The organism is Corynebacterium sp. LaCa78 (assembly GCF_046717505.1).
In the GTDB taxonomy this organism is placed as follows: Bacteria; Actinomycetota; Actinomycetes; order Mycobacteriales; family Mycobacteriaceae; genus Corynebacterium.
The window spans coordinates 296,428-309,313 of record NZ_CP177112.1 but is presented as its reverse complement, the minus strand read 5'-3'; the positions used below and the strand labels follow the sequence as shown (position 1 = coordinate 309,313).

Annotated in this window: 14 protein-coding genes; 2 read left to right on the top strand and 12 right to left on the bottom strand. The window is 62.4% G+C overall.

What is annotated here, in order from left to right:
• Positions 1 to 17: 17 nt before the first annotated feature.
• From hemC to ACLI1O_RS01535, 3 genes are all read right to left on the bottom strand, one after another.
• A complete protein-coding gene (hemC, locus tag ACLI1O_RS01545) occupies positions 18 to 914 on the bottom strand; it encodes a hydroxymethylbilane synthase (RefSeq protein WP_411706911.1) in 897 nt (298 codons plus the stop codon).
• A complete protein-coding gene (locus tag ACLI1O_RS01540) occupies positions 915 to 2,249 on the bottom strand; it encodes a glutamyl-tRNA reductase (RefSeq protein WP_411706910.1) in 1,335 nt (444 codons plus the stop codon). It abuts the gene before it with no gap.
• Between the two features lie 76 nt (positions 2,250 to 2,325).
• Positions 2,326 to 2,565: a glutaredoxin family protein gene (locus ACLI1O_RS01535; protein ID WP_239268840.1), complete on the bottom strand. Its 240-nt coding sequence runs from the start codon at positions 2,563 to 2,565 to the stop codon at positions 2,326 to 2,328.
• 148 nt (positions 2,566 to 2,713) lie between these two features.
• Between ACLI1O_RS01535 and ACLI1O_RS01530 the strand changes: the two genes are divergently transcribed.
• Positions 2,714 to 3,703, top strand: a complete 990-nt coding sequence (locus tag ACLI1O_RS01530) for an HAD family hydrolase (protein WP_411706909.1) — start codon at positions 2,714 to 2,716, stop codon at positions 3,701 to 3,703.
• A gap of 110 nt (positions 3,704 to 3,813) precedes the next feature.
• Here the strand turns inward: ACLI1O_RS01530 and ACLI1O_RS01525 are convergent, their stop codons facing one another.
• The 5 genes from ACLI1O_RS01525 to ACLI1O_RS01505 form a co-directional block, all read right to left on the bottom strand.
• Complete coding sequence (locus tag ACLI1O_RS01525; RefSeq protein WP_003855542.1) at positions 3,814 to 3,915, bottom strand: 30S ribosomal protein bS22; 102 nt, start codon at positions 3,913 to 3,915, stop codon at positions 3,814 to 3,816.
• Between the two features lie 345 nt (positions 3,916 to 4,260).
• Complete coding sequence (locus ACLI1O_RS01520) at positions 4,261 to 4,449, bottom strand: helix-turn-helix domain-containing protein (protein ID WP_005276651.1); 189 nt, start codon at positions 4,447 to 4,449, stop codon at positions 4,261 to 4,263.
• A 251-nt stretch (positions 4,450 to 4,700) separates the two neighbouring features.
• Positions 4,701 to 5,492 carry a pyrroline-5-carboxylate reductase gene (gene proC / locus ACLI1O_RS01515; RefSeq protein WP_239268844.1) on the bottom strand — a complete coding sequence of 264 codons (792 nt, stop codon included), beginning with the start codon at positions 5,490 to 5,492 and terminating at the stop codon, positions 4,701 to 4,703.
• 81 nt (positions 5,493 to 5,573) lie between these two features.
• Positions 5,574 to 6,845 carry a tripartite tricarboxylate transporter TctB family protein gene (locus ACLI1O_RS01510; protein ID WP_284772074.1) on the bottom strand — a complete coding sequence of 424 codons (1,272 nt, stop codon included), beginning with the start codon at positions 6,843 to 6,845 and terminating at the stop codon, positions 5,574 to 5,576.
• Between the two features lie 9 nt (positions 6,846 to 6,854).
• Positions 6,855 to 7,784, bottom strand: coding sequence for a Ppx/GppA phosphatase family protein (locus ACLI1O_RS01505; RefSeq protein ID WP_284772073.1), 930 nt, complete (start codon positions 7,782 to 7,784; stop codon positions 6,855 to 6,857).
• A 33-nt stretch (positions 7,785 to 7,817) separates the two neighbouring features.
• Here ACLI1O_RS01505 and ACLI1O_RS01500 point away from each other — a divergent pair, with 33 nt between their 5' ends.
• Entirely contained in the window at positions 7,818 to 8,717 is a 900-nt protein-coding gene (locus tag ACLI1O_RS01500) for a hypothetical protein (protein WP_284772072.1), read from the top strand.
• Between the two features lie 14 nt (positions 8,718 to 8,731).
• Here ACLI1O_RS01500 and ACLI1O_RS01495 read toward each other — a convergent pair whose 3' ends face one another.
• The 4 genes from ACLI1O_RS01495 to mshA form a co-directional block, all read right to left on the bottom strand.
• Positions 8,732 to 9,442, bottom strand: a complete 711-nt coding sequence (locus ACLI1O_RS01495) for a response regulator transcription factor (protein WP_284772071.1) — start codon at positions 9,440 to 9,442, stop codon at positions 8,732 to 8,734.
• Positions 9,439 to 10,701 (bottom strand): sensor histidine kinase, encoded by a 1,263-nt coding sequence (locus ACLI1O_RS01490; RefSeq protein ID WP_411697036.1) that lies wholly within the window; start codon positions 10,699 to 10,701, stop codon positions 9,439 to 9,441. Before ACLI1O_RS01490 ends, ACLI1O_RS01495 begins: the two co-directional genes overlap by 4 nt.
• Positions 10,702 to 10,770: 69 nt before the next feature.
• Entirely contained in the window at positions 10,771 to 11,520 is a 750-nt protein-coding gene (locus ACLI1O_RS01485) for a phosphoglyceromutase (RefSeq protein ID WP_284772069.1), read from the bottom strand.
• Positions 11,521 to 11,561: 41 nt separating this feature from the next.
• Positions 11,562 to 12,827, bottom strand: a complete 1,266-nt coding sequence (gene mshA / locus ACLI1O_RS01480) for a D-inositol-3-phosphate glycosyltransferase (RefSeq protein ID WP_284772068.1) — start codon at positions 12,825 to 12,827, stop codon at positions 11,562 to 11,564.
• Between the last annotated feature and the right edge of the window lie 59 nt (positions 12,828 to 12,886).

Below are 12,886 nucleotides of genomic sequence, written 5' to 3'. Positions count from 1 at the left end.
AGCGCTTAAAGTAGAAATTACTGACCTAGCAGGTCGGCCGCGCCTTGGGCGAAAAGCTCATCAGAGACCCGCGTGCCCAACTCCGCCGCTTCCGCTGCGTCCATCGCAGCGCCGGAGGCGGTGGCGGTCAATTGGCGGGAACCATCCAGCGCAAAGACGCCGCCGCGCACCGTGAGTTGATCGCCGTTCCAGCGGGACGTAGCGGCCACGGGCGCGGTACAGCCCGCCTCGAGGCGGGCGAGAACGGCGCGCTCGGCAAGGGCGGCGGAGGTGGCTTGATAATCAACAATGGCGTCTAATGCCGCGGCCGCCTCGGTGCCGACGGCGGCCTCGATGGCCAGTGCACCCTGGGCTGGGGCAGGCATGAATAATTCTGGATCGAAGATATCGCTCGCCCGATCCTCGTAGCCGCCGCGCAGCAGGCCGGCATAGGCCAGCACCACGGCATCAAGCTCGCCGTCGGTCACCTTGGACATGCGGGTATCGATATTGCCGCGCAGCGGGCGGATCTCCAGGTCCGGGCGCAAGGCGGCCAGCTGGGAGATGCGGCGCGGCGCCGAGGTTCCTACCCGCGCGCCCTCTGGCAGTTGCATCAAGGTCATCCCATCGCGGGCAACCAGCACCTCGCGGCTGTCCTGGCGCTGCGGGATGACCAGGCGGAAGCGGTCATCCTCGGCCGTGGGCAGGTCCTTGAAGGAATGCACGGCGATATCGCATTCGCCGCGGTACAGCGCCTCACGCAGCGCCTGGGTGAATACGCCCACGCCGATGCGCTCGACCGGGGCCATATTGGTATCGCCGGCGGTGGTGACGATGTGGAGTTCGGAATCGAATCCGGCATCGATAAGCCAATCGCGGACGTGTCCTGCCTGGGTGGTGGCGAGCTTGGAGCCACGGGTACCAATCTGGAACATTTACGCCTCCTTATTCAGCGTGGGCAATTCATTGACGGCCACGGCAACGCCGGAGCCTTCCAGCTGCAGGCCAAAGAGTTCCTGCAGGGCATTTTCGCTGCTAAAACTGCTATCCGATGCCGCCAGCTTCTTCGCCCGCACCGTCGGTTCATGCAGCAGCTTGTCGGCGACGCGCTTGAGGGCGCCTTGGACATCGGCAAGCTGCTTGCCCTCTAGCTCCGGGTGCTTTTGCTGCAGGCGAGCCGCCTCGCACTCCACGAGGTCCGCCGCGCGGCGGTGCAGGGCGCTGACAGCCGGCGCCACATCGCGCACGCGCTGGGCGGAGGTATAGGCGGCGAGCTCCTCATCCACGATGGCGCGGGCCTGCTCGTGCGGGTCCGTGCCAGCCGCAACATCGGTGGCGGCCGCAGACAGGGACTTGCTCAGGCGCTCGATATTCACCAAATCCACGTCATCGATTTTCGTTGCCGCGTCATCGATATCGCGTGGGAGGGAGAGGTCAATGAACATCAGCGGGTGCGCGGGCGGGATGTCGGCCGCGGTAATGGTAAAGCCCTCGGCGCCGGTGGCGGAGATGGCGAGGTCGACATCGGCAAGCGCGGTGGCGCGGTCCTGAAAGTCCACCACGCGGGTGCGCACGCCGGCCTCCTCAGCGTGGCCGGCGAGGCGCTCGGCGCGCTCGCGGGTGCGGTTGGCAATCACCAGCTCGCCGATGCCCAGCCGGCCCGCGTGGGTGGCCGCAAGCGAGGCCATCGCCCCGGCGCCGAGCACGAGCGCGGACTTGCCCTGCAGATCCTCCGCATTCAGGCGCTGCAGCGCCTGGTCAAAGGCGAAAGTCACCATTGAGACGCCGGCCTTATCGATCTCCGTCTCCGAGTGCACGCGCTTGCCGGCACGCAGCACGGACTGCGCCAAGGCGTGGATGCGCGGGCCAACCGTGCCCTGCTCGGAGGCGGACTGGTAGGCAGAACGCACCTGACCGATGATCTGTTGCTCGCCCACCACCATCGAATCCAGGCCGGAGGTAACGGACATGAGGTGTTCCGCGGCGGCATCGGCATAGCGCACGTAAAGGTAATTGCGCAGCTCTTCCTCATCGACGTGGGAGACTTCCTGCAGCACCCGGATGACGTCCTGCACGCCGGTGTGGAAGGAATTGGTCACCGTATAGACCTCGAGGCGGTTACACGTGGAAATGATCATCGCCTCAGTAAGGGACTCGGTGTCAACCAACCGCCCGCAAGCGGAATGCTGCACCACATCGTCCATACTCAATTTTTCCAGCAACGCCACGGGTGCCGATTGGTGGGACATTCCCACAACGAGCACGCTCATGCTCCACACTCCTCAACCTTTTGATTGACCGCAATGGTTCCAAAGACTACCCCGCGTGGGCGCGGAACCCGAATCGTCAGCGCAGCTCCGCAGCCAACTCTTCGTTATCGACTTCCCAGCAGGCGAATTCTTCTCCGTCTATCACTACAACGGGAACGCGGTCACCGAATTCCATCTCGAGCTCGCGGCTATCTTCCACGTTGCGCACTTCCAGCTGGGCACCGGCCTCCTGGATAACGGGGGTAATCTGCTCTTTTACCCGTTTACAGGAACCGCAGGTGGGGCGCACCATGAGCTCAACTAGATGCTGGGACATAGGGGCGGGATTCTCCTCATAAGGACGCAGACGGGGGAAACGTTTACTATGGACATGTTAGTCCACCCCGCGTTTGCGAAAGCTGTTTATTCCACTCGTGTCCGCTTTACCTCCCCCCCCCGGATTCCCCGAATCTCCCCGCGACTTTTTGGCCAATTGGACGGCCTCGCGCGGCAATCTGCGCAACTTTTTAGAAAACCAGGCGCTGGCCCCCTTGGGCGAGGAAGAACAGCGCGCCGCAGGTGAGGCGGCCGCTGCCGCCGCCTTAGAGGAATTCGGGCTCGAGCTCGAGGACTTCGCCTCCGGCATAGCCTCCGTCTCCGGTTCTTATGACGCCGCAGGCTCCCAGCGCATCACGGCCCAGGATCCGGACGTCCCCGTCGACGTGGGCGCCGCCGCCTTTTTCGACGTGGACAATACCCTCGTTCAGGGTTCCTCCTTGGTGGAATTCGGATTTGGGCTCGCCCGCCGACGCTACATCCGCATCTCTGAGATACTCCCGGTTGCCTGGAAGCAGCTTAAATTCCGCCTTTCTGGCGCAGAGAATGCAAAGGACGTCGCCGCCGGCCGCGCGCAGGCATTGGAGTTTGTCAAAGGCCGCAGCGTGGACGAGCTTATCGATCTCTGCGAGGAAATCGTCGAAGCCTCCCTCGCCCGCCGCGCGTACCCCGGCACCACGCAGCTCGCTGAGATGCATCTGGCCGCCGGCCAACAGGTGTGGCTGGTCACCGCTACCCCAGTCCAGCTCGCCCAGGTCTTGGCGCGTCGCTTTGGCTTTACCGGCGCCCTCGGCACCGTCGCGGAGGTAGAAGACGGCAAGTTCACCGGCCGCTTGGTTGGCGATATCCTCCACGGCCCAGGTAAGAAGCACGCCGTGGCCGCCCTCGCTACCATCGAGGGCCTCGATTTGGACCGGTGCACCGCCTACTCCGACTCCGCCAATGACATGCCCATGCTCACCATGGTGGGCACCCCCGTGGCCATCAACCCGGACCGCAAGCTGCGCAACATTGCAGAGAAGCGCGGCTGGATCGTCCGCGACTATCGCTCCATCCGCCGCGCCATCCGCACCTACGGCCTCCCAGCGCTTGTCACTGCGGCCTTTTCCTATGGCGGCTGGCGCTATTTCCGGAAGTAGCAGCGTACGCGGCGAAGCACTCTCAGCGTAGAAGCAGCTTCGGCACTAAAACCAGAAATCCTCCGCCGCCGCGCTAAGGCACGGTGCGGAGGATTCGTGGGCTGTTGGGTTTACTTGCCCAACTTGCGACGCTGCACGCGGGTGCGGCGCAGCATCTTGCGGTGCTTCTTCTTGGACATGCGCTTGCGGCGCTTCTTGATGACAGAACCCATAACAGGCGTCCTCACTTTCTTTTAGTACGTACTGTGAACCTGCCGGCGCCTGAAACGGCAAAGGTGCACTCTTTGCCACCTTGGCCGCACATATGCGGGCCATCACGGCGTGCCGACACGAATGCGATCTATCTTACCTAGTCCCCAGCGCGTCTCCAAAAGTGGCCCCGGCGGCGACCCGCGGAAACGGCGCGCAGCATATCGCTGCGCGCCGCAAAAGGGTGAAACGCGCTGCACAAGGGTGATGTGCGGTAATCGGACGACACACGGGAAACGAGACAGCGCCCACCACCGCTGACCAAGATTGGCCAACAGAAGTGGGCGCTGCCTTAAAGGCGCGAGCACCTACGCTCCGTAAACGGATGCCTCGAGGTACTCGTTAACGGCAGACTCGTGAACGCGGAAAGAGCGTCCGACGCGCACGGCCGGCATTTCGCCTGCGTGAACCAAACGGTAGACAGTCATCTTGGAGACGCGCATGATTTCGGCGACCTCCGCGATCGTCAGAAAGGTTCCTTTTTCTTCATTTGCCATAATTATCTAACCCTTCAGCTCGTTACGCGCTGTAGGCTTCCCCTCCCACAGGACTTCACGCACGTGCTTGTCCCAGCCTATCGTGAAACATGTGACTAATGCGACCCAAGTGCCAAATTTTTTCACAGCAGTTGTTCAGCTCACCGCCAAAAGCGCTGCGTAACAACCACCCCATGGCTCCCGTATGGCCCCTGAGTGGTGAGAGGTACCTACACCCCCACCACGGGGAACTGGCCGCATTAGGCGGGCTGCTAGCCCAGCTCCTTGGCCTTATCGGAGCAGGCTTGGGCGGCGCGGTAGAACGCACCACGCAGGCCGGACTCCTCCAGCTCGCGCACGGCCGCGGCGGTGGTGCCGCCTGGCGAGGTCACACCCGCGCGCAGCTGCGTTGCCGAGCGGCCGGAGTTGGCCAACATATCGCCGGAGCCGGCAGCTGCTTGGGCGGCGAGCTTTTCGGCGATATCGCGGGGAAGGCCGAGCTGCACGCCGGCATCGACAAGCGCCTCTGCCACAAGGAAGAAGTAGGCCGGCGAGGAACCAGCCAGGGCTGTCGCGGCGTCGATGTTCTTCTCCGGAATGACCGCGACCTCACCCACGGCCTCGAGCAGCTCCGTCACGCCCTGCATCTGGGCCTCAGTGACGTGCTCGCCGGCGGCGCAGGTGCACATGCCGCGGCGCACCAACATCGGCGTATTGGGCATAACGCGCACAACCGGCACGCCGTCGCCCGCAGCAGCCTGCAGGGCCTCCAGCGTCAGCCCTGCGGCCATAGAGACCACCACGGCGTCCTTAGCCGGGTTAATCTCGCCCAGCAGGTCCAGGATGGCATAAGGCTTGACGGAGGCGAAGATATAATCCGCGCCGTCCACCGCCTCAGCGTTATCCGTCGTGACGTTGACGCCATAGTTGCTCTTGAGCTCTTCACCGCGAGAGGCCGTGCGGTTGGTCACCGTGATATCGGAAGCATTGAAGCCCGATTCCACAAGACCCGAGGTCAAAGCCTCACCGATTTGTCCTCCACCTAAAATTGCAATCTTTGTCATAGTCTCCACAATGCCAAAAATAACGCCACCCGGCTACCTCCACGAAGGAAGCAGCCGGGTGGTTCTCAGCAATTCGCTGGTTTAGAGCATGACCAAAAGCAGTGGTCCGAACGTCAATATGAGGCCGGTAATGCCTGCAAGGAACATGGAGAACCCATCGCGGGCCGTGCGCAGCGCATGCGTAACGCCAGCCATAATTGCGGTCACGCCGAGTGCCAAGATAGATACGACGACGCGCGGGAAGTTATCCCAGAGCACTTCAAAGCCCTTGAAGATGACGATGGCCAAGACGATGCCCACGACCACCATGATGAGGATGGACATGGGGTTGAGCTTCTCGTGCTCTTCGGTGACTTCCTCGTCCCGCACCTGAGACAGCTCGCCGGTATCGTCAGACTTCTTCGCAGCCGCCGCAGGCTTCTGCTCAGGCGCGGCAGCCTTGCCCTTGGTTCCAGCGTCCTTGGTGTCTGCTGCGGTCTTCGCGCCAGCCTTCGCTCCCGTTACGGTCGCTGCAGCAGCGCCTGCCCCGGCAGCGCCAGCTGCGCCCGCCTTCTCCTTGGCTTCCTTGGCACCGGATTCAGCGGCATCAGCGGCGTCCTTGCGCTTGTCCTGCGAGGACTGCGACTTACCGATGCGCTGCATTACCGCCGTGTCATCCGCGGATGGCTGATGGGACTTCTTGTCGGCGTCCTTAGCGCCCGCCTTGTCCTCCGGACCCGACTGCGCAGGCTTCTTTGCCTCCTGTGCGTTTGTCTTCTGCGCTGGGGCAGGCTTGGCCGTCGGCTTCGAGCCAGACCCCGCCGCAGGCTTGGGAGAGGCGGTCGGCTCACTCGGCTTCCCGTTCTTCTTCGGCGCAGGGGACGCGGTTGGGGTACCAGCGGAAGGCTTCTCGGCAGCCGGCTTAGGAGAGGAGGATTGGGACTGAGATTGCTTGCTTTGCGCAGGCTTGCCGATGCCCTCCTGCCCCGCGGACGGCTTGCCTGCAGCGGACTTGGCGCCAGCAGGCTTAGCACCGGCAGGCTTGGACCCAGCTGGCTTGGAGCCAGTCGGCTGCGCCGCGGAGTTGTTCGCCGCGGTCTTTTTCTCAGCGGCGTTTTTCTCAGCGGACTGTTCGTCCTTGGACTTCGGCGCGCGGATGACAGGGGCGTCATCGTCGATGGATACGTTGGTGTGCTTCGCCTCAGGCGGGGTGGACTTTACCTTCTTCAGGCTGCCGGTGAGCTCGGCAACGGATACGCCGCCCTCATCGAGGCTCCGCCGACGACGGCGAGAGGTCTTCTCGTCTTTATCCGTGCGGTCCTTCTTATTGCGAGCCAGCAGCTCGGCCACGGTCAACTGTTTTTCGTCAGCCATGATCTCTTCCTATTCCAATCCCTTGTCGGTCCGGCGCAAAATAACACCTTCGCGCAGCGCCCATGGGCAGATTTCCAACTTCTCGATTCCAAGAGCTCGCATGCTTGCCTCGGCAACCAAAGCGCCGGCGACGATTTGGTGCGATCGGTTCGAACTTACACCCTCAAGGTCCGCTCTGTCTGCTGCAGTCATGCGCGTGATGAATGAAATCAACTGGCGCAGGCCCGGTGCGGTCAAGGTGCGCTTGACGTATGGCCCCGCAGACGATGGCGCCGCACCGGTAAGCCGCGAGAGGGTGCGGAAGGTTTTCGAGGTGCCCACGGCCAGGCCAGCCGGGCCCATTGCCTTCATCTGCGTGACGGCATCTTCAAGCTCCGCATCGATGAAATCGCGCAGCGCACTGACCTTCTTTTTCTCCGGCGGATCGGTATCGAACCAGTTGTGGGTCAGCCGGCCTGCGCCCAGATCGAGCGAGAAAGCCAGGTCAGGGTGTTCATCGGTACCGGTGGATAGCTCTAGGGAGCCACCGCCGATGTCCAAGTTGGTGATGCGTCCGGCGGACCAGCCGTACCAGCGGCGGGCAGCGAGGAAAGTAAGCTGTGCTTCCTCCACGCCCGAGAGGATCTGCAGGCGCACGCCGGTCTGCTTTTCCACCTCATCGAGTACCTCTTCAGAGTTAGGGGCAGAGCGGACCGCGGAGGTCGCGAAGGCGATGAATTCGGAGCACCCGAGTTTGTCACCCAGCTCACTTGCCTCACCCACGGCGGAAACGAGCTTTTTCAGGCCCTTTTCGTGGATGTTTCCCTTCTTATCCAGCTGTTCTACCAGCCGGAGTGGGGTCTTCCAATCGCTCATCGGAGTAGGCCGTCCCCCCGTTGCGGCATCGACCGCAACGAGGTGGACGGTATTACTTCCGACGTCTAATACACCTAATCGCACACCCATAGCGTAGTAGGTCTACCGTGGTTAGGTGTGAATCGCCCAAAATCTGACACCGTTTACCTAGGTTTTCCCGCGAGCTCGCCAGCGGCGGCATCGATTAAAGCCGGGCACGAAGAGGCCCCAGATTTTCCGCGGGAGTGGTTCGAATTTACCAACCCAAACGACCCTTACCACGTCTTTTCCATCGATCTCACGTGGGTGGAATCGCACTACAGCTGCCAATTTGGCACGTCGGCGTGCCGGGGCATCGATAAGAGCCAGCCCGATGTGGGCTGCTGCGTGCACGGTGCATATATGGCCGATGAACAAGACCGCGACCAGCTTTACGATGCCGTCTCCCGCATGCCCGCGCGCTATTGGCAGCTGCGCCCAGCGGGGGTAGATGAGTTCCTGGCGCAAGAAAACACCGATGAGCTAGAGCCCTGGTTGGAATGGGACGAGCTCGATGGCGAGGACGGCGAACCGGAACCGGCGCTGAAAACGCCCATCGTGGATGGCGCCTGCATCTTTGCCAACCGCGCCGGCTGGGAAACGGGCACGGGCTGCGCTCTGCACCAATGGGCAGTAGATAGCGGCGAGGAGCTGACCGTGGTCAAGCCGGAGGTGTGCTGGCAGCTGCCGCTGTGGCGCTACGAGGATTATGAAGAACGCCCCGATGGGCAGGAAATTTTGCGCACCACCATCGGCGAATATGACCGCCGCGGCTGGGGCAATGGCGGCGAAGACTTTGATTGGTACTGCTCTACCGATGGCGCCTGCCACGCCAATCCGCTGCCGATGTGGCAATCGCACGAGGACGAGCTCGTCGCGCTCATGGGGCGCGAAAGCTACGATATTTTGGCCCAACAATGCCGTGCCCGCGCAGAAGCCGCCGAGCACGGCGTGCAGCTTACCCAGCACCCGGCCAGCATCAAGGCCGGCTGGTACTAGAGCGCTAGCCGGCGCTAGAGTTCGAATTTATAGCCCAGTCCGCGCACCGTTACCAAGTGCTTCGGGCGGGAAGGGTGCTCCTCAATCTTGGTGCGCAGGCGCTTGATGTGCACGTCGAGCGTTTTGGTATCGCCCACGTAATCCGCACCCCAGATGCGGTCAATGAGCTGGCCGCGGGTCAGCACGCGCCCAGCGTTGCGCAGGAGGTATTCCAGCAGGTCAAACTCCTTGAGTGGCATGGCCACCGGCTCGTCCGCCACGGTGACGATGTGGCGCTCCACATCCATCTTCACGCGGCCGCCGGATAGGATCTGCTGGTCTTCTACCTCGGCGTCCTCCGCGGCGTCCGCGTGGGAGGACTGATCGTTGCCGCGGCGCAGCACGGCGCGGATGCGGGCGATGAGCTCGCGGGAGGAATACGGTTTGGTGACGTAATCGTCCGCGCCCAGCTCTAGGCCCACGACCTTATCGATTTCCGCATCGCGCGCGGTGACCATAATGACCGGTACGGAGGAGGTGGCACGTAGCTGCTTGCACACGTCGGTGCCGGACATACCGGGCAGCATGAGGTCAAGTAGCACGATGTCGATGTCATTGTCGGCGAATTTCTCCAGCGCGGAGGGGCCATCGAGGGCGATAATCGGCTCGAAGCCTTCCTTGCGGAGTAAGAATGCCAGCGGATCGGCCAGCGACTCTTCATCTTCCACGATGAGAATGGTGGTCATTGTGCTTTATCCTTTCGACGTGCTGCAACGCGTGCTACCGCACGCTGGAGCCCAGGAGCCGCCGCATCGACGGAATCCTTGTCTTCATTATCCTGCAAGTCAGCCTCGTGCGCTGGCTTCTCTTCCTTATATATGGGCAACTCGATGGTAAAAGTAGAGCCCGTGCCAGGCCGCGACCACAGCTTGATATTGCCCCCGTGGTTGGCCACCACGTGTTTGACAATTGCTAATCCTAGGCCAGTGCCTCCAGTCTGCCGCGACCGGGCTTGGTCAACGCGGAAAAAGCGCTCGAAGACGCGCTTTTGATGCTCCGGCGGGATGCCGATGCCCCGGTCCGTCACCCGGATCAGCACGACATCATCCCCCACTACCTTCTGTGAGACGGAGACCGGCAATTCCTCTGGCGAATAATTGATCGCGTTGGAAATAAGATTGGACAGCGCGGTTACCAAGAGGGACCGGTCGCCCATGACCTGCACGCCTACGGACGGCCCTTGAGTCAACCTGATGGAGCGCGCGTCTGCGGCAAGCTGATTGCGCGAAATCGCCTCATCAATCAAATCGTCTACGTAGAGCGGTTCCATCTCCGGCAGCGCCTCGGCGCCCTGCAGCTTGGACAGGGAAATCAGCTCGCTGACCATATCCGCCATGCGGTTGGCCTCTTTTTGCACCTTGGTACCGAAGTACTTCACGTGCTCCGGATCCTCGGGGTCTTGCAGTAGGGCCTCTGCCAGCAGCGCGATGCCACCCACCGGGGTTTTCAGCTCGTGGGAGACGTTGGCTACGAAGTCACGGCGCGCGGATTCCATGCGCACGTTTTCGCTCTCATCGGTGCCGTAGATGATGATGAAGCGGCCATCGTTCAGCGTCAGCGGCTTGATAACGGCCCTCACCTGCGTGACGCGGTGCCCGGTGCGGCGCTTAGGGATGGCCAAGTCCACGGTGCGGGTTTCCTTATCCTCGAAGACCTGCTCCGCGGTCTTCCAGATTTCCGGATTGACGGCGCGATCGTGGACCACAGACATCTCGTGCGCCGCGGGGTTGGACAGGATGATTTCCTGGTTCCTATCGAGCACCGTCAGCGCCGTGGGCGAGCCCTGGACCGCGAGGTGGAGGCCTTGGCTCACGGTGGTGACCTGGTTTGCCTGGGCATCGCTCGCGCGCTGGCGGCGTGCCATGCGCTCGCGCACCCGGGAAATCAATGGCAGCGCCACCGCGCAGGCAACCACGCCCGCGAGAAAGACAAAAATTAATTCCACGTCATTAAGCCTAACCATTAGAAAGTCCCCAGGGAGCACCTCCCCGGGGACTTATATGCAGTAGTGGGGTTACTTGTCACCACCCTGCGCGGCGACGGCAGCGGCCCCGGCCTCGGCGGCCTCTGGGTCCAGGTAAGTGCCGCCCTCGTTGACCACGGAGCCATCCTCCGCAATCTCGTACACCAGCGGAATGCCGGTCGGGATATTCAGCCCGGCGATGTCATCATCGGAAATGCCATCGAGGTGCTTGACCAACGCGCGCAGGGAGTTGCCGTGCGCTGCGATCATGACGGATTCGCCCTTCTTGGCCCGCGGCAGGATCTCTTCCTCGAAGTAGGGCACGAAGCGCTCGACAACGTCCTTCAGGCACTCCGTCTGTGGGACCTTGTCCAAATCCGCGTAGCGGGGGTCGTTGGCCTGGGAGTACTCGGCGTCATCGGCAAGCTCGGGCGGGCGCGTGTCATAGGAACGGCGCCATGCCATGAACTGGTCCTCGCCGTACTCTTCCTTGGTCTCGGCCTTGTTCAGGCCCTGCAGCGCACCGTAGTGGCGCTCGTTGAGGCGCCAGTCGCGGATGACCGGGATCCAGTGGCGGTCGGCCGCATCCAGCGCGATATTGGCGGTGCGGATTGCGCGGCGCAGTAACGAGGTGTACAGCACGTTGGGCAGGATGCCCTCTTGCGCGAGCAGCTCGCCGCCGCGCTTGGCCTCTGCCTCACCCTTTTCTGTCAGATCAACATCGACCCAACCGGTAAATTGGTTGGATTCATTCCAGGTGGATTGGCCGTGGCGAAGAAGAATCAGTTTTCCGTTAGTCATGCCTCCAGCATGCCACGAAACCGCCCGGCGCGTCAGTGAGGCTAGTCTCCCATCGCGCGGCGTTGGTGGCAGTCAGGCACGGGAATCTGCTGGGCTTCGGCATAAATCTCCGTCAGCTCCCGGGCCGTGTTGGTCCAGCTAAAGCGCACGGCGTGCGCGACGGCGGCCTCGCCCATGGCGATGCGCCGGGGGTCATCGTCCAGCAGCTGGGTCAAGGAATCCGCCCACTCCTTCGGATCGTGGGACGGCACCAGCAGCCCGGTCTCACCATCGACGACAGCGATGGACAGCCCACCCACGGCCGCGGCGACGACCGGCGTGCCAGAAGCCTGGGCCTCGAGCGCCACTAGACCAAAGGACTCGTTGTAGCTGGGTACCGCCACAATATCCGCTGCGCGGTACACACCCACCAGCTCCTCGGGCGGGCGGGGCCCTAAAAAGCGCACGCGCTTTTGCACGCCCAACTCCCGCGCCAATTCCCTATACGCCTCCGGCGAGGCATTGGCCCCGGATGGCCCACCGCAGATGAGCACCCGAAAATCGCGGGTGGGCTCGCGGTGGCACAGTTCGGCGGCGGTCCGGATAAGGACTTCGGGCCCCTTGAATTTCTGTAGCCGCCCCACAAAGGCCACGACCTTGGTATGCAGCGGGATGCCCAGCTCGCGGCGGGAACGCTCCGTATTGCGGTCGGTACCTGGGGTAAATAGCCCCACGTCGGCGCCCGGGGAGACCACGCGGATGATATCGCGGTCAGCATCGTAATGCTCGGCTAGGTCGCGGGCTTCCTGATCGGTATTGACCACGAGGAGGTCTGCGTTATCCACCAATTGTTGCTCGCAGATGCGCCGCGCTTCTGATTCCACGGTGTCCTCGGCCGTGCGGTAGGCGTTTTTCACCGCGGCCAAGGTGTGGGCGGTGTGGACCAGCGGAATGCCCCATAGATCGCGCAGCAGCCACCCCACCTGGCCAGAAAGCCAGTAGTGGGAATGAATGAGGTCATATTTTTTGCCCTGCCATTTAGCAAATTGCACCACGCCGCCGGAAAAGGCCGCGAGTTGGGTGGGCAGATCTTCTTTTTCTAGCCCCTCAAAGGGGCCTGCCACGATGTTGATCACCCGCAGGTTGGGGGCCACGTCCACGATTTCTTTGTGGCTGGGGCGGGTCGCACGGGTATAGACATCTACCTCTACGCCTAGCTGGGCTAATTGGCAGGCAATATTTAAAACGTAGACGTTCATTCCGCCGGCATCCCCGGAGCCAGGCTGCTCAATGGGGGAGGTATGCATAGAAATCATGGCGATGCGCATGGTGACCCATCTTAGCGGCGCTATACTGGCCCCTGCCAATAACCTACGCTACCGAAAGG